The 16,332-nt window shown below is 71.2% G+C and carries 13 protein-coding genes; 4 read left to right on the top strand and 9 right to left on the bottom strand.

The window, feature by feature from the left end; genetic code table 11:
- Positions 1-4 precede the first annotated feature (4 nt).
- From opgC to ACGH48_RS04170, 4 genes are all read right to left on the bottom strand, one after another.
- On the bottom strand, positions 5-2,509 hold the full coding sequence (opgC, locus tag ACGH48_RS04185) for an OpgC domain-containing protein (RefSeq protein ID WP_396290299.1): 2,505 nt from the start codon (positions 2,507-2,509) through the stop codon (positions 5-7).
- Complete coding sequence (locus ACGH48_RS04180; protein ID WP_396290298.1) at positions 2,506-2,916, bottom strand: ATP-binding protein; 411 nt, start codon at positions 2,914-2,916, stop codon at positions 2,506-2,508. The genes opgC and ACGH48_RS04180 overlap by 4 nt, the downstream gene beginning before the upstream one ends.
- The gene (locus ACGH48_RS04175; protein ID WP_396291163.1) at positions 2,913-4,862 is read right to left on the bottom strand and encodes a glycosyltransferase; all 1,950 of its coding nucleotides are present in this window, start codon (positions 4,860-4,862) and stop codon (positions 2,913-2,915) included. The genes ACGH48_RS04180 and ACGH48_RS04175 overlap by 4 nt, the downstream gene beginning before the upstream one ends.
- Before the next feature lie 326 nt (positions 4,863-5,188).
- Positions 5,189-5,929 carry a TetR/AcrR family transcriptional regulator gene (locus ACGH48_RS04170; RefSeq protein WP_396290296.1) on the bottom strand — a complete coding sequence of 247 codons (741 nt, stop codon included), beginning with the start codon at positions 5,927-5,929 and terminating at the stop codon, positions 5,189-5,191.
- Between the two features lie 124 nt (positions 5,930-6,053).
- On the opposite strand from ACGH48_RS04170, the gene ACGH48_RS04165 reads away from it, so the two are divergent.
- A complete protein-coding gene (locus ACGH48_RS04165; protein WP_396290295.1) occupies positions 6,054-6,980 on the top strand; it encodes an NAD-dependent epimerase/dehydratase family protein in 927 nt (308 codons plus the stop codon).
- Positions 6,981-7,260: 280 nt separating this feature from the next.
- Here ACGH48_RS04165 and ACGH48_RS04160 read toward each other — a convergent pair whose 3' ends face one another.
- The 3 genes from ACGH48_RS04160 to ACGH48_RS04150 all read right to left on the bottom strand — a co-directional run bounded on the left by ACGH48_RS04160 (position 7,261) and on the right by ACGH48_RS04150 (position 11,225).
- Complete coding sequence (locus ACGH48_RS04160; protein ID WP_396290294.1) at positions 7,261-8,589, bottom strand: fibronectin type III domain-containing protein; 1,329 nt, start codon at positions 8,587-8,589, stop codon at positions 7,261-7,263.
- Positions 8,590-8,837: 248 nt separating this feature from the next.
- A complete protein-coding gene (locus ACGH48_RS04155; RefSeq protein ID WP_396290293.1) occupies positions 8,838-10,655 on the bottom strand; it encodes a DEAD/DEAH box helicase in 1,818 nt (605 codons plus the stop codon).
- Between the two features lie 105 nt (positions 10,656-10,760).
- Positions 10,761-11,225 (bottom strand): MarR family winged helix-turn-helix transcriptional regulator, encoded by a 465-nt coding sequence (locus ACGH48_RS04150; protein WP_123313184.1) that lies wholly within the window; start codon positions 11,223-11,225, stop codon positions 10,761-10,763.
- A gap of 96 nt (positions 11,226-11,321) precedes the next feature.
- On the opposite strand from ACGH48_RS04150, the gene ACGH48_RS04145 reads away from it, so the two are divergent.
- Together ACGH48_RS04145 and ACGH48_RS04140 are read left to right on the top strand one after the other, a co-directional pair.
- On the top strand, positions 11,322-13,526 hold the full coding sequence (locus ACGH48_RS04145) for an MDR family MFS transporter (RefSeq protein WP_396290291.1): 2,205 nt from the start codon (positions 11,322-11,324) through the stop codon (positions 13,524-13,526).
- A 76-nt stretch (positions 13,527-13,602) separates the two neighbouring features.
- Positions 13,603-14,190 (top strand): TetR/AcrR family transcriptional regulator, encoded by a 588-nt coding sequence (locus ACGH48_RS04140; RefSeq protein ID WP_396290289.1) that lies wholly within the window; start codon positions 13,603-13,605, stop codon positions 14,188-14,190.
- Positions 14,191-14,325: 135 nt separating this feature from the next.
- Here the strand turns inward: ACGH48_RS04140 and ACGH48_RS04135 are convergent, their stop codons facing one another.
- Positions 14,326-15,186 carry an SDR family NAD(P)-dependent oxidoreductase gene (locus tag ACGH48_RS04135; RefSeq protein WP_221180559.1) on the bottom strand — a complete coding sequence of 287 codons (861 nt, stop codon included), beginning with the start codon at positions 15,184-15,186 and terminating at the stop codon, positions 14,326-14,328.
- 36 nt (positions 15,187-15,222) lie between these two features.
- On the opposite strand from ACGH48_RS04135, the gene ACGH48_RS04130 reads away from it, so the two are divergent.
- Entirely contained in the window at positions 15,223-15,849 is a 627-nt protein-coding gene (locus tag ACGH48_RS04130) for a TetR family transcriptional regulator (protein ID WP_396290287.1), read from the top strand.
- Here the strand turns inward: ACGH48_RS04130 and ACGH48_RS04125 are convergent.
- Positions 15,836-16,330 (bottom strand): flavin reductase family protein, encoded by a 495-nt coding sequence (locus tag ACGH48_RS04125; protein ID WP_123313181.1) that lies wholly within the window; start codon positions 16,328-16,330, stop codon positions 15,836-15,838. The two genes, ACGH48_RS04130 and ACGH48_RS04125, sit on opposite strands and share 14 nt — an antisense overlap.
- Positions 16,331-16,332 lie beyond the last annotated feature (2 nt).

The following is a 16,332-nucleotide window of genomic DNA, read 5'->3' as shown; positions in this document are numbered from 1 at the left end:
CGCGTCAGCGCGGGATCACCGAGAACAGGAACTTCTTGCGGACCATGTACCAGGCCAGCAGGATCAACGCCGAGTGCACCACGAAGCCGATCCAGAAGTCGCCCCACGGCACACCCGGGATCGACGCGATCGCCAGCGCGAAGAACACCTGCCACACGAAGACGTAGAGGCTCGCCTGCCCGATCGGGATCCAGAGCCACCCGATCGCCGCCGAGATCGGCTTCCAGAACACCGTCAGGATCGCGTACGACACGATCGCGAAGAACGCGATGTCGACCAGTCGGCCCCACTGCAGGTCCACCCGCTGGTACGCCGTGTTGTACAGGTCCTCGTACATCGACGCCGGGAACGGGACCGGTGTGAACCCGGCGTGGTTCGCCGCCCAGACGTACACCAGGAACGCCGCGTAGCCGCCGACACCGATGCCGACCAGGACCTTGCCGAGCCGCCCGGTGAGCGCACCGATGATCTGCCGTCGGTAGTACCCGAGCACGAGTCCGTGGGTGAACACGACCTGCCAGGTGAGCAGCGGGAACACCGCCTCGAACTGCGAGTTCAGCGGGCGGAACTCCGGGTGGAGCGCCTGGAACACGTACAGCGCCCAGCTCACGACGAGCACCACCCACCAGAAGCCGCGGCGGATCAGCCAGAGCAGCGGCGGGATGAACAGGCTCAGCACCACGAACAGGCCCATGATGTTGAACGGCCAGGGGCCCATCTCGAGCAGCAGGAACTGCCGGATGGCGTACCACGGCGGCGGGTAGCCGAGCAGCTGCATGGCGTTCGGGTACAGGTCGTAGACCCGGCCCTCGGCACCGACGCCGCCGGTGCCGGTGCCCCGGTCGGTGAACGTCGTGATCGCGTCGGTGTTCAGGAACGGGACGAAGCTCAGCGCGAAGACCACCGCGATCACCACGAGCGTGACCAGGTACTGCTTGCGGGCACGCTTCCACGCCCCGATCGCGGCCGCCCACTCGCCGAACTTCTTGATGGCGAACGGGTAGGTCATGCCGAGGACCATGCCGGACAGGAACACGAACATCTCGGCACCGGTGATCGCACCCACCGCGTGCAGGGTGAGGTACGAGTACGGTCCGCCGATCTCGATGTGGGTGATCACCACCGCCAGGATGATGAACCCGCGGAACAGGTCGAGCCGCAGGTCGCGCCCGGGCTTGCCGTCGTCGGGGTACCGCCACCCCGGCAGCAACCGGCCGAACAGGCCGCTCAGCAGGAACACCACCGCCAGGCCCACGGCGAGCCAGACGATCCACGCCATCTGGTCGCCGCCGGTGTCGTACTGCTGGTCGGTCGCGGCGTTGCCCTGCTGCGTGGTGACGCGGTCGGTGACCGGCCCGAAGGCGAAGTGGTCGCTGCGCTCGAGATCGGTGCGGAACGAACCGGCGATGCCGGGGACGGCGGTGTCGCGCCAGTCGGCGACACGGTTGCCGGCCTCGGGCTCGCGACGGTTCGTCTCGACGAAGGTCACGCCCCGGATCAACGGGCGGTCCTGGACCGACGCGATCACCTGCCGCCACCAGCCCTGCTTGACCAGCAGCTCCGCGTCGCCCCGGCGGGTGTGGTCGTACAGCGCACCGGTGTCGAGCAGCATCGACCGGTCGCCGTCGACCGCGAACCGGTCGTAGAAGCTGTCGGCCTGCTGCTGGTCGTAGCCCCAGGTCTCGTCGAACCGGGACTCGACCTCACCGGGCTCCGGCACGTCGTTGCGGGTGAGGGGCACGTCGCGGCCGGCTGCTGCCGTCGACTTCCCCTTGCCGAAGGAGTACATCGACAGCCCGACCCAGTCGACCGACGCGTCGCCCGGCCAGTACGGCTCGTAGGGGTCGTCGGCCGCGGTCAGCGCGCCGTCGCCGTCGGTGTCGAGCTTCGCGACGTCGGTCGCGGACAGGTCGTCCAGGCGCCCGGCGGACTCGCCGAACGGGTACCCGGCACCGTACGACGGCGACCAGACCATGAGCGCGTCGGAGTCGCCGCCGTGCACCGCGGTCGCGAGTGTCCGGAACGCCTGCACGAACTGCGTCGGCTGCTGCCCCCAGCGCACCCACGTGCCGTTCATCTGGGGCGCGAACCGCACGAGCACCTGGGTGTCGTACTGGTCGTGGACCTCCTGGAGCACGGTGTTGACGGCCCGGGCGTCGGCGGCGTCGAGTGACCGGAGCGACTGCCCGGGCTCGAGGCTGACGACGAGGACCGCGCCCTGTGTCGCCGCGGCACGCGTCGCGCGGAGGAGCTCCCGCCGGGCCGAGCGGTCGAGCGGGTAGTCGATCTCCACCCCGTACATGGACGGCGTCGCACCGAGTCGTCCCTCGTACCCCGCCGGGGAGTCGTCGCCCCAGTCGAGGTCCGGACCGAACCAGGCCGTCCCGCTCGCCGGCGCCGTCGCCGCGGCCGTGTGCACCGTCACCGCGGACGCCGGCAGTGCACCGCAGAGCAGGAGCGTCGCGATCGTGACGAGGACGGCGACCACCCGGGCCGCCAGCAGCCTCACCGTTCGCACACCAGGGTCCAGACGTTGTGCCCGTGCTCGTGTCGGTGCTCCAGGCGGTCGAGGGCGGCGATCGCGAGTGCCAGGCCGCGTCCGCTCTCCTGTTCGACGTCGGCCATCGTCACGGCGCTCAGGTCGATGTCCACGGGCAGGCCGTTGTCGGTGAGCTCCGCGGTGAGGGCGCGATCCGTCGACTCGAGCCGCACGGTGTACCGCCGACCGGTCTCCTGGTCGGCGCGCGTGGTGTGCTCGACGATGTTGGCAGCGACCTCGGCCAGGGCGGTCTCCAGCGCGAACCGGAGCCGGGCGTCGTCGATGCCGAGTCCGTCCCACCACGTCGCGAAGCGGTCCTGGACCTCGTCGAGCGACACGGGCGTCGCGGCGACGTCGAAGGTGGTCTCGGCGCTCACAGTGGTCCTCCGGCGGTGGTCGACTCGTGCTCTGACTGGGCTGCCGTACCCGGGCCGCGGTAGCGGACGGCCCGGATCACGATGCTGAAGATGAACAGGTCGAAGACGACCCACGCGGTGTTGACCAGCGGCGCGATGCCCGACGCCTGCCCGGTCAGGTACCGGATGCCGATCATGACGAGTGCGGCGACCAGGGCACCCATCGCGAAGAGCTGCGGCTTGACGAGGTCCCACCGTGGCTTCTGCTCGGTCTCGTCGCGCACCTTCGGCGTCACCCGGAACCCGAGCGGCTTGCCGCGGAACACGTTCTCGAACGCACTCGTCACCGCCTCGATCCACACCGGGAACAGCGCGAGCGAGTACTGCTGCCCACGCCAGGTCGGTCTGCCCGCGGCGACCACCCAGAACAACAGCTGGTTGAGCACGAGGAACGGGATCAGCCGGGCGAAGAAGTCGACGCTGTACGCCTGCACCGGCACGACGCCGAACGACAGGCACAGCACCGGCGCCGCGATGTAGACGATCGCCGCGAACCCGGACAGGTAGCTCCACATCGTGGAGAAGTACATGAGGCGCTGCCCCCAGGACAGCCCCTTCTGCACCAGCGGGTTCTCGCGGAAGAACACCTGCATGGTGCCCTGCGCCCAGCGGAGCCGCTGCACGAGCATGGTCGGCAGGTCCTCGGGCGCCAGGCCCTTCGCCAGGATCTCGTCGTGGTACGCCGACTTCCAGCCGAGCCCGTGCAGCCGCATGGCGGTGGCCATGTCCTCGGTCACCGAGATCGTGGCCAGCGGCATGATCGGCTGCGCCTCGTCGTCACGGTTGACGTCGAGTGCCCGAGCGAGGACGGCGATCGACTCGATGGCGGCCACGGGCGATGCGTCGCGGCGGCCGAGCACGTCGAGCGCAGCGTCGTCGAGACCGGCGAAGGTGTTCGCGTCGGTCGACATCGCCGCGAGTTCCTGCAGGTCGTTCCGCACCGACTCGAGGTCGGCGGCGGCGAACCGGAAGGCGATCGCGTCGATCCCGCGCTGGAACGCGTAGGTGACGTCGCCGAGCGGTTCGCCGGCCCGGACCTGGTCGCGGGCACGGTCGACGACGGCCTCGGCCTCGTCCAGGGCTCCGAGCACCCGCGGGTCCGTCTCGGTCTCGCGGGCGCGGGCCAGCAGCTTCCGTGCCGTCGTGATCGTGCGCTGCACCGACGCCTCGACCTCGACCACGTAGCGGGAGATGCCGAGCTGCATCAGGGCCTCGCGCCGCAGGATCGCGTTCGACCCGCAGAAGAACGCGGCGTTCCAGCCGTCCTTCGACTGCTGGATCGGTCCGTAGAACAGCGGCGCCTGGCTGCCGAGCAGGTCCTGTTCGGGGACGTTCTCGAACCACTGCGGCGTCTGCACGAGTGCCATCCGCGGGTCCTTGAAGTAGCCGAGCGTGCGGTCGAGGATCTCCGGCTCCGGCACCTGGTCGGCGTCGAGGATCAGCAGGAACTCGCCCTGGGTCGCGAGCAGGGCGTTGTTGAGGTTGCCGGCCTTGGCGTGCCGGGGCCGGTCGATCCAGTCGGCACCACGAGTGACGACGCCGATGCCGAGCGACTCGGCGGCCGCGCGCATCTCGGGGCGGTTGCCGTCGTCGAGGATCCAGGTCGCGTGCGGGTGCGTGATCGCCTTCGCCGCCCGGGCCGTGCGCACGACCATCTCGACGGGCTCGTTGTACGTGGTGATGAAGACGTCGACGGTGACGTCCGATGACGGCTTCGTCGGGGGTTCCCCGCGCTCGCGCAGCCGCCACGCCCCGAAGGCGAACAGGAGCGAGTCGATGACGCTGTAGGTCTCGGCGAGGATGAGCGGCACGGCGATCCACCAGGAGTGCCAGTTCACCGAGGCGGCCCAGCGCCAGACGACGTAGTTCACCCCGGCGATCGAGGCCAGGAGCGCGACGGTGCGCACCGTGACGAGCCGTCGGCGGGCCGTGCCGGTGCTGAGCCGGCGGCGGTCCTGCCGGCTGACGTCGAGCGCCGTCACCGGGTCGCTCCGGCTGCGGGGTCGCCGACCGTGCTGCGTCGCAAGGGTGCCTCCTGATCCGCGGACCCCGGCCGCAGCGCGCCCGGGTGTGGTCTCGTCCGGACGCAGACCCAGGGGTCGTCGTGCCGGCCGTCCGCTCCGGTCGTCGGGCACGACCTCGGCGTAGGGACCTGTCTACCGCAGCGACCGGCCCTCTGTCAGGCCCGGACTGCGAGTCGTGGACAACGGCCGGGGTCCACCCACCGTGCAGGTCAGAACGCGGCGGCGAACCCCAGGTCGTCGGCGAGGCGCGCGATCACCTGGTCGAAGTACGCGGCGCCGTCGGAGACGGAGCCCACGAAGTGGCCGAAGAGCTCGAACGAGATCGTGCCGAACACCGTCGACCACGCCATCAGGGTGCGGACGAGGACCTCGTCGGGCAGCGTGACGCCGAACGATCGCAGGGTGGCCGGGGCGTCCGCGACTGCGGGGCCGGCCGCCCCGGGAGCCGCCGTGGGCGCGGTGGGTGACCCGGGCCTCCCGTCCGCTCCCGGAGACGACCCGACGGGACCGTCGGACGCGACCGCATCGGCGACCACCCGTACCAGCGCGAGCGTCGTCCGCGCGGCGGGCGCGACCGTCTCGCGGGGCGCGGCGTAACCCGGCACAGGCGACCCGAACAGCAGCGCGAAGTCCCCCGGGTGTGCGACGGACCACGCCCGGATCGCACGGCACGCGGCGACCCAGCGGGCGCCCGGCAACGGCCCGGCCGCGGCGTCGGCAGCCTCGACCGCTGCGCCGAGTTCGTCGTAGTCGACGATGAGCAGCGCCGTCAGCAGGTCGTCGCGGCTCGGGAAGTAGCGGTACACCGCCGACGAGACCATGCCGACGTCGCGGGCGACGGCTCGGAGGCTGAGCGCCGCGGGGCCCTCGTCGGTGAGGCGGGTGCGCGCGGCGGCGAGGATGTCCGCCCGGACCGTCTGCCGGGCGAGCTCGCGTGCTGTCGGTGCCATCCGGTCACCCTGCCACACGAGAGCACTGCACACAAATGAGAGCAGTGCTCTTGCTCTTTCGTGCTCCAGCGCGCATCCTGGTGGCGAGAGCACCGCTCTCGCTGACCGAACGGAAGCAGGGACCATGTCGCACCACCACCTCGTCATCGGCGCCGGCCCGGCGGGCCGCCACGTCGCCACGCTGCTCGCCGAACGCGGTGAGCGCGTCACGGTCGTCACCCGCTCGGGTCGCGACACCGGCCTGTCGGGAGTCGGGCACGTCGCACTCGACGCCTCCGACGCCGAGGCGCTCACCCGGACGGCCGACGGCGCCGCCGTGCTCTACAACTGCGCGAACCCCGGCGACTACACGCAGTGGGAACGCACCTGGCCGCCGCTCGCCGCGTCGATGCTCAGCGCTGCCGAACGCACCGGCGCCGTGTACGCGATCACCGGCAACCTGTACCCGTACGGTCCGGTCGACGGGCCGATGCGACCCGACACCCCGGACGCCGCCACCGACCACAAGGGGATCCTCCGCGCCCGGCTGTGGGCGGACGCCCTGGCGGCGCACCGCGCTGGACGCGTCCGCGCCGTCGAGGTCCGGGCCTCGGACTACGTCGGGCCGGGCATCGGGGCGAACGGGCACGTCACGCGGGTGCTGCCGGCCGCATTGCAGGGGAAGGCCGTGACGATGATCGGCAGGACCGACCTGCCGCACACGTTCACGGACGTGCTCGACGTCGCCAGGACCCTGGTGGCGGCAGCGTCGGACGAGCGCGCGCACGGCCGCACGTGGATGGTGCCGAGCAACGCTCCTCGTACCCAGCGGCAGGCGCTGACCGACGTGCTGGCCGCCGCCGGCAAACCGCCCGTGCCCGTCCGACGGGTGCCCGCCGCCGCGATCCGTGCCCTCGGGCTCGTGTCGCCGATGATGCGGGAGCTCGCCGACATGACCTACCAGTGGACGGCGCCGTACGTGGTCGACGACGCCGAGAGCCGCACGTGGTTCGGCATCGAGCCGACCCCGTGGGACGAGGTGTGCCGCCGGACCGTCGCCGGGGTGTCGTGAGGGGTTGTGGGGGTGGCGGCGGTGGGCGGTCTCGCTGGTGCCGGGTGCCGGGTGCCGGGTGCCGGGTGCCGGGTGCCGGGTGCCGGGTGCCGGGTGCCGCTGAGGTTCCACAACACGCCGCCGGTGTGCCGCCGAGGTTCCACAGACCGGCTGAGGGAGCGCCGACACTCCAATATTTCGGAACCTCGGGCACGCGCCCGCACCCGGCACCCCGCACCCGGACACAGGACGGGGTGGGACGCGCCGTTGCGTCCCACCCCGTCCTGCCTCGGTCTGCCGGTCAGATCACCAGCAGCCGCGAGTACTGCGCCGACGACAGCTGCTGGGCAGCCCCGCCGGAGGCCGGCACGCGCCAGAGCCCGGCCGAAGCTCCGCTGTCGACGTTGACGAAGACGTCGCCGTCGTCGGAGGCGGCGCCCGTGTTCGGCCCGCGCGACCCCGCCGTGATGCCGGAGACCGCCACGGTGGACTCCCCACCGGTGCCGACCACGAGCTTGTCCGGGATCGTGCGGTCGACCTTGCAGCCGGTCGGGCTGGTCGGGTACTCGGCGGGGGCGCTGCACCACTCGGCGGACTGCAGCAGCGAGAACCCGTCGGCGTTGGTGGCCGCGTACTCGAACGCCAGCCGGGGCTCGATCCGCGTCAGGGCCGTAGCGCCCGGCTTCAGCTGGTACCAGGCCCACGAACCGGCGGCACCGGGAGAACGGATGTCGACGTACACGTTGCCGTGCGAGTCGGCGAGGACCGCTGCGGGGTACCCGACGCCGGAGCTGCCGGGGAGGGTGATCGCCCGTGCGGTCATGCCGGTGCCCACGACGATCGGGGAGAACTGCGAACCGCCGACGGCGACGACCTTGCCGTCGGGAGTGACGGTCCAGAACCGCTGGCCGCTGCCCGTGGCAGTCAGGTCGAGCACGGTCGTCGCGGTGGAACTGCCGACGGGGAGCTTCTGCACCGCACCCGTCGCCGAGTCGATCCAGTACAGGTTGCCGGCGACGTCGGAGCGCAGGTCGGGGGTCAGGTGCAGCCCGGTCGCCAGCGTCCGCGTGGCACTGCCGTCGGCGGGGTGGAACAGGATCGAGGTCAGGTCCGCCGAGGGGGTGAACACGTCACCGACGTCGTCCGCGGCGAAGCCCGTCCCCTTCGCGGCGACGACCTTCCCGGTGCCGGAACCGTCCTCGGCGAACCGCACGACGTTACCGGACGCGTCGAGGGCGAACAGCGACTGCGTCGTGTCGACCACGGACGGCGTGGTGTAGCGGACGAGGGTCGTGCGGCCGGTCTTCTTCGCGCCGATCGCGCGCACCGAGAAGCGGTAGGTCGTCTTCGGCGTCAGGTCGCCGAAGCGGTCGGACCGCGCCTTCGCCGGCAGCCGGTCGACACCCTGGTCGGGCTGGTGCTGCGCGGGGGAGATCGTGACCTTCCAGCCGGTGACCTTCGCGCCGGACTTCGGGGGACCCCAGGTCACGGTCGCGCTGTCGCCGGCTCCGGTGACCCGGACGGCGGTCGGCGCGCCCGGCGCCGAGGACGAGGGGGCAGCCGTCGCCGGCGCCACTCCCCCGATGACGAGCGCCGCCGCTGCGGCGACGGTGATGAGTGCTCGGTACACGTTCGTTCCCCTGCCTTCCCCGCGGCTCCCTGCGTCACGGCTGCAGGTATCACAGCACCGCCAGGGCACCAGGGGAACCGATCCGGGCGTGATGTGCGGTTCCCCGCACCGCAAGCGTGGTGACGCAACGGCCGCCGTCCGGGGCGACCCACGGCACGAGGCGCGACCGGACGACGGACGGGAGGCACGGTGCCAGCCGGCACCGTGCCTCCCGTCAGGATGGGGTCGCGTCCAGGACGCGGCTCGCGTCAGTAGCGGGGCTTGCGCTCCGGACGGTCGTCGCGGTCGCCACGCGGGGCGCGGTCGCGGTCCTCGTAGCGACGGGCCCCACCGCCACCACCACGGCGGTCGGGCTTGATCTCGATGAGCTTGCCGCTGATCCGGGTGTCGGTCAGACGGTCGAGCACGCCACCGTCCATGTCGGCCGGCAGCTCGACGATGGAGAAGTCCGGCTGGATGCGGATCGCGCCGAAGTCGTCGCGGCGCAGGCCGCCCTCGTTCGCGAGCGCACCGACGATCTGACGCGGCTCGACGCGGTGCCGACGACCGACCTCGATGCGGTAGGCCGTCCTGGGCTGCGAACGACGGGGGCCGCGGTCGCGGTCACCGCCACGGTCGCTGCGCGGGGCACGGTCGTCGCGTCCGCCACGGTCGTCGCGCTCGCCACGGCGGGCGTCGCGGTCCATCTGCGTGCGGAGGGCGTCGTCGGCTGCGGTCAGGAGCAGCGGCGAGTCGCCCTGCGCCACGACGGCGAGGGCGGCGGCGACGTCGTCCGAGGGGACGTCGTGGTGCTCGACGTAGTGGGCGATGACGTCGCGGAAGGCGGCGATGCGGCCCTGGTCCTCGAGCGCCGCGGTGATCGCGTCGTCGAAGCGGGTCAGGCGCGTCTCGTTGACGTCGTCGATGGTCGGCAGCTGCATCTGCGTGAGCGGCTGCTTCGTGTGGCGCTCGATCGCGGAGAGCAGGCGACGCTCGCGGGGGGTGACGAAGCTGATCGAGTCACCCGAGCGGCCGGCGCGACCGGTGCGGCCGATGCGGTGCACGTAGGACTCGATGTCGACCGGGATGTCGTAGTTCACGACGTGGGTGATGCGGTCGACGTCGAGGCCACGGGCGGCGACGTCGGTGGCGACCAGGATGTCGAGCTTGCCGGACTTCAGCTGGTTGACGGTCCGCTCGCGCTGGGCCTGGGCGACGTCACCGCTGATGGCGGCGGCGGCGTACCCACGGGCGCGGAGCTTCTCGGCCAGGGTCTCGGTCTCGCTCTTGGTGCGGACGAAGATGATCATGCCCTCGAAGTCCTCGACCTCGAGGATGCGGGTGAGCGCGTCGACCTTCTGCGGGTAGGAGACCATCAGGTAGCGCTGCGTGATGTTCGCGGCGGTCTTCGTCTTGGTCTTGACGGTGATCTCGGCCGGGTCCGTCAGGTACTGCTGCGAGATGCGGCGGATCTGCGCGGGCATCGTCGCCGAGAAGAGCGCGACCTGCTTGTCGTCGGGGGTGTCGGCGAGGATCGTCTCGACGTCCTCGGCGAAGCCCATCTTGAGCATCTCGTCGGCCTCGTCGAGCACGAGGTACTTCAGCTCGGACAGGTCGAGCGTGCCCTTCGCCAGGTGGTCCATGATGCGACCGGGGGTGCCGACGATGACGTCGACGCCACGGCGCAGGGCGGAGAGCTGCACGCCGTACGCCTGGCCGCCGTAGACGGGCAGGACGTGGACGTTCTTCATGTGGGACGCGAACTGCTCGAACGCCTCGCACACCTGCAGGGCGAGCTCACGCGTCGGCGACAGCACGAGCGCCTGGGGCTTCTTGCTGCCCGAGTCCATGCGGGACAGGATCGGCAGCGCGAACGCCGCGGTCTTGCCGGTACCGGTCTGCGCCAGGCCGACGACGTCGCGGCCGGCGAGCAGCGTGGGGATGGTGGCTTCCTGGATGGCGGAAGGGGTCTCGTACCCGATGTCCTTGACGGCCTTGAGCACAGCGTCGCTCAGGCCGAGATCGGCGAAGGTCACCACGGGCCCCTCGTCGGTGGTCTCGGTGGTGGTGGCGGTGTCCGTGCTCATACACCAACGGTATCTCGAATGCACGCACCGCAGTGACCGGAGGGCAGGCGGACGGGAGGCGCGGGGCGGGCCCGACCCGTGCCTCCCGGTCCCGTCACGGTCACGTCACGGACGTGTGGTGCCGATCCCGAGGACCGCGTCGGCCCGGTCGTTCAGCCGCGTGAGCATCTCGGCGAGCGAGCGCAGCTCGTCCGAGGCGAACTCCTCGGTCAGGTCGTCGAAGACCTCGGCGCCGGCCGCGTCGAGCTGGTCGAGCAGTCGCTTGCCCGCGGGTGCGAGGGACACGAGGGTGGCGCGGCCGTCGGCGGGGTCCGGCGATCCGACCAGGTGCTCGGCGTCGATCAGCGACGCGACCCGGCGGCTGATCACCGGGCGGGACAGGCCCGTCGCGTCCGCGATGGCGGTCGCCCGGACGGGTCCGTGACCGGCGACGGCCCGCAGGATCACGCGTGCCGTCGGGTCGAGTCCCCCGCTGGACTCGATGAGCGAGGAGCGCAGGGTCTGTCGGACCCACAGCCGGTCGAGCTGGGATCGCAGGAGTCGCTCGGCAGCGTGCCGGTCGTCGGACATGCGCTCAGCCTAGCGGCCACATTTAGTTGCTTGTCGGAAGCAACAGATGTATCGTTGCGCGGTCTGCAAAGTTACACAGCACGAAAAAGGAGTTCGATGACCGCCACCGCACCCGTCCAGGTGCAGCACGGTCGGCACAGCGCCGAGGCCCCAGCAGCCTCCGGCGGTACCGGCCAGCAGCCCCTGATGACCCACCGACAGATCCTCCTCGTGATCTACGGCCTGATGGCGGGCATGTTCCTGTCGTCCCTCGGCCAGACGGTGTTCGGCACGGCGATCCGCACCATCGGCGACGACCTGCACGGCCTCGACCAGCAGGCCTGGGTCACGACCGCCTACCTCATCACCTCGACGATCGCGACGCCGATCTACGGCAAGCTCTCCGACATCTTCGGCCGCCGACCGCTCTACATCTTCGGCATCGTCGTGTTCATCCTCGGCGCCGTCCTGTCGTCGATGTCCACCTCGATGCTCATGCTCGCGGCCTTCCGTGCCGTGCAGGGCATCGGAGCCGGTGCGCTGATGTCGCTGCCGCTGGCGATCATGGGCGACATCCTCGCCCCGCGCGAACGTGCCAAGTACCAGGGCTACTTCCTCGCCGTGTTCGGCATCTCGTCGGTCATCGGCCCGCTCATCGGCGGCCTGCTCGCCGGTTCCTCCGAGATCCTCTGGATCACCGGGTGGCGCTGGGTCCTGCTGATCAACGTGCCGATCGGCGTCGCGGCGCTCCTCATGGTCATCGTCTTCCTGCACCTGCCGAAGGTGCACAGTGCCGACGACGCGAAGCCCAAGGTCGACTGGTGGGGCGCGACCGCCGTCATCGTCACCCTCGTGCCGCTCCTGCTCGTCGCCGAACAGGGCCGCATCTGGGGCTGGGGCTCCCCCGCCGCCATCGCCTGCTACGTCGTCGGTGTCGTCGGCCTGATCGGGCTGCTGCTCATCGAGTCGAAGATGGGCGACGCGGCGATCATCCCGCTCAAGCTGTTCCGCTCGGGCACGTTCTCGATGGCGACCGTCATCGGGTTCCTGGTCGGCTTCGCGATGTTCGGCGCGATGCTCACCATCCCGCTGTACCTGCAGATCGTCGTCGGGCTCACCCCGACCGAGTCCGGCTTCGCCACCCTGCCGCTCGTCGGTGGTCTGATGATCGCCTCGATCACCTCGGGTCAGATCGTCGCCCGCGTCGGCCGCTACCGGATCTTCCCGGTCATCGGCACCGCGCTCGTGTCCGCCGGCTACGTCGTCCTGACCTTCATGTCGATCGACAAGCCGCTCTGGTTCCTGATGATCGGCATGTTCCTCATCGGCCTCGGCCTCGGCTCGGTCATGCAGTCGCTCACCCTGGCGTCGCAGGGCTCGGTGGAAGCCCGTGACATGGGCGTCGCCACGTCGTCCGCCACGTTCTTCCGCCAGATCGGCGGAACGCTCGGCACCGCGGTCCTGCTGTCCATCCTGTTCTCGGTGATGCCGGCGAACATCCTGACCGCGACCGCGAACGAGAAGGACCTCGGTCCGGCACTCGACGCCGCGCTCAACCCGACCGTCGCCAGCGCGAAGGCGAACCAGGGCGCCATGGACAAGATCTGGACGCCCGTCGTCACCCCGCTGACGAAGACCGTGCAGTCGCAGCTCGACGCTGCCTCCGCGAAGGCGACGCAGGCCGCCGACGCCGCGGTCACCGAGCAGGTCACGGCAGCCGTGCAGCAGCAGGTCGCCGCCGGTGCGGTCCCCGCCGCCTCGGCCCAGTCCGTCATCGACCAGCAGGTCGCCGCGGCGACGCCGGCGGCCGAGCGGTCCGCGCTCGAGCAGGTCGCCGACCAGGCACACGCCAGCGTGCAGGACGGCACCGTGTCCGTCGACTGGTCGAACGCCTCGCAGCGCTCCTACTGGGTCGACGAGCTCACCCCGGAGCTCGCGAAGAAGATCGACGACGGCAACACCACGAGCGACAGCGCCACCAGCACGAACGACACCTCGTTCCTGACCGGTGCCGACAGCCGCCTGACCCGGCCGTTCATGGCGGGCTTCAACGCCTCGTCCGTGACGATCTACTGGGTCGGCCTCGGCGTGATCCTGCTCGCGTTCGTGCTCACCTGGTTCTTCCGGGTGCCGCCGCTGCGCCAGCGTTCCGCGCTGCAGGAGCGCGCCGACCTGTCCGCCGAGGCCCAGCTCGAGGCCGAGGCCGGTGCTGCCGCGGCCGACGCTGGCTCGTTCACCGGGCCGATGACCGGCTCCGTGCCGACCGGCTCGGTGCCCACCGGCTCGGGCTCGACCGGAACCACGCCGACGACCCGTCGGTGACCGACCGGGGCGTCCGTCCGTGCCCCCTTTCCGGGCGGGCGCCCCTCCCACCACCCAGACCACACCAGGAGTCCCCGTGATCACCACCCCGGCAGCGGCAACGGCAACGGAGCCGTGCACGCTGCGTGAACGGAAGAAGCAGCAGACCCGCCAGGCGTTGCACGACGCAGCGCTGACCCTGGTGTCGGCGCACGGACTCGACGGCGTCACGGTCGAGCAGATCTGCGCCGACGCCGACGTCTCCCCGCGCACGTTCTTCAACTACTTCTCGTCGAAGGCGCACGCCGCACTCGGCCTCGACTCGGTCGAGGTCCCGGAGCACTCCGCGGTGTGGTTCGCCGAGGCTCAGGGCGGCCTGGTCGACGACCTGTGCTCCCTGGTCGCGGCGACCGTTCCGCTCTCCCAGGACCGCCGGCGGATGAAGGAACTGCTCGTGCTCCGGCCCGAGATGTCGTCGATGGTGATGCAGTGGATGGCCGAGTCACGCCAGTCGCTGCTCAGCGTCGTCGGCACCCGCACCGACGAGCAGACCGCACGCACGGCCGTGACGCTCGTGATGTCGGCGCTCAGCGAGGCTGCCCACCGCGACTCCGTGCGGAGCAACGACGAGCTCGCCGCGCGACTCCGGGCCGTGGTGCGCGAGATGGCGGCGCTGGCCGCCTGAAGCTCTCGCGCCGGGCCGTTCCGCGTACTCGGTCGTTTCGGGCGTACCTGGTCAGAACTTCTGTCCAGGTACGCCCGGTTCCGCTTTCGATCGCACGCGTTCTGGGAAGGAACGCCGCGCCGCGGGACCGCCGGCTCAGGAGTGGGCGAGCGGATCGAGCTGCTCGGGGGTGACGTCGGCGGCCGCGGTGGAGCGACTGAGCGCCTCGGATTCCTCGTCGCGCGCGAGCAGCTCTCGACCCGCCGCGGTGCCGTGCTGGAACGCATCCGGCCCGACCAACAACCGGAGCGGCGGCTGGTCCATCTCGACGACCCGCAGCACGAGCTCCGCGACGAGGTCCGGGTCGCTGGCACCGATGGCTGTCCCCCCGTGCAGGCGGGCCGACGCGCCGACGGTCGACCGGTACTCGGGCCGGACCGGGGCCACCTGCATCGACGAACCGGCCCAGTCCGTCCGCATCCCGCCGGGCTCGAGGACGGTCACGCGGACGCCGAGGGGTTCGACCTCCTTCGCGAGCACGGACGAGAAGCCACCCACCGCCCACTTCGCCGTCTGGTAGGCGCCGAGGCCCGGCGTGGCCATGCGACCACCGACCGAGGAGACCTGCACGATGTGCCCGGAGCCCTGCGTGCGCATCACCGGCAGGGCGGCCTGCGTCAGGGCCACGACGCCGAACAGGTTCGTCTCGACCTGCGCACGGAAGTCTGCCGGCTCGACGTCCTCGATGCTCGCGAGGTTGGCGTACCCGGCGTTGTTCACGAGGACGTCGAGTCGCCCGAAGCGATCGACGGCGGTACGGACGGCCGCACGTGCTGCGGCCGGATCCGTGACGTCCAAGGGGACGCTGACGAGGGTCCCGCCCTCTGGGACGACCAGGTCGTCGAGTGCACGTGGGTCACGGACGCCGGCGACGACGTCGTGGCCGGCGTCGAGCGCGGCGCGGACGATGGATCGACCGAGGCCGCGGGAGGCGCCGGTGACGAGGAAGACGGACACGATGGTTCCTAACTGACTGGTTGGTTGATAGAAGTCATGGAACGCCATCCGCTCGCATTTGTCAACCACCCGGTTGATACGATGGCGAGCGTGCCGATGCCACGAGATGCCGACGCCACTCGCGCGAGACTCCTGCTCGCCGCGCGCGACGAATTCGCTGCGGTCGGGATCGCGGGGGCCCGCGTCGATCGGATAGCGGCCGCCGCCGCGAGCAACAAGGCGCAGATCTACCACTACTTCACCAGCAAGGACGGCCTGTTCGACGCGGTCTTCGACGCCATGGTCGCCGAGACGCTGGACGAGGTGACGATCGATCCGGCGGACCTCCCCGAGTACGCCGGACGGTTGCACGACTCCTACGTCCGGCGGCCCTGGGTCCAACGGCTCGCGACGTGGTACCGACTCGAGCGCGGCGACACGCAGCACCCGATCGACGCGGTCGTTCGGAGCAACACGGCGAAGCTCCAGGCGATCGAGGGTGCACAGCGCGACGGCCTGCTCTCGACCGCGTTCGACGCGGCCGAACTGCTCGGCCTCGTGATCCACACGGCTGCGCTCTGGAGCGGCGCGACCCCCGAGTACGCCCGGCTCACGGCCAGCGCCTCGGCTGCCCGCCGCCGCGCGGTCGTCGTGCAGGCGGTGGCCGCGATCACCGCGGGCTGAGCCGCCGAGCGGGGCGGTGCCAGACGAGCGCGGCGTTCGCGGCGTCGCGGGCGAAGCGGAGCACCCGCAGCACCACGATGTCGTGGTCGCCGGCACGGTGGACGGCCTCGACCGAGCACTCCAACCACGAGTGCGCACCGTCGAGCAGCACGGCCCCCGACCCGGTGTCGACGTGCGGCACACCGACCAGTCGCTGCGCCCGGTCGCGGGAGGCCAGCTGCCGGGTCTGCTCGGCGTGCCCCTCGGCGAGGACCGAGATGCCGAGCACCGGCGCCGCCGCCAGGTCGGGCCAGGTCGTCGACGAGTGCTGCACGGCGATCGTCGCGAGCGGCGGGTCGTAGGAGACCCCGACGGTGAACGAGGTGGCCACCATGACGACCGGCGCGCCCGCCACCCGGGCGGCGATGGCCGCCACGACCGAGGGGATCTCGGCGATCGCCTCGCGGATGTCGAGCGGGTCGCCGACGAACTCGTGCTGCATGG

The sequence above is a fragment of the Curtobacterium pomorum genome (assembly GCF_044497295.1).
Classification (GTDB): Bacteria; Actinomycetota; Actinomycetes; order Actinomycetales; family Microbacteriaceae; genus Curtobacterium.
The sequence above is the reverse complement of the archived record's forward strand: the minus strand, read 5'-3'. Positions and strand labels throughout refer to the sequence as shown.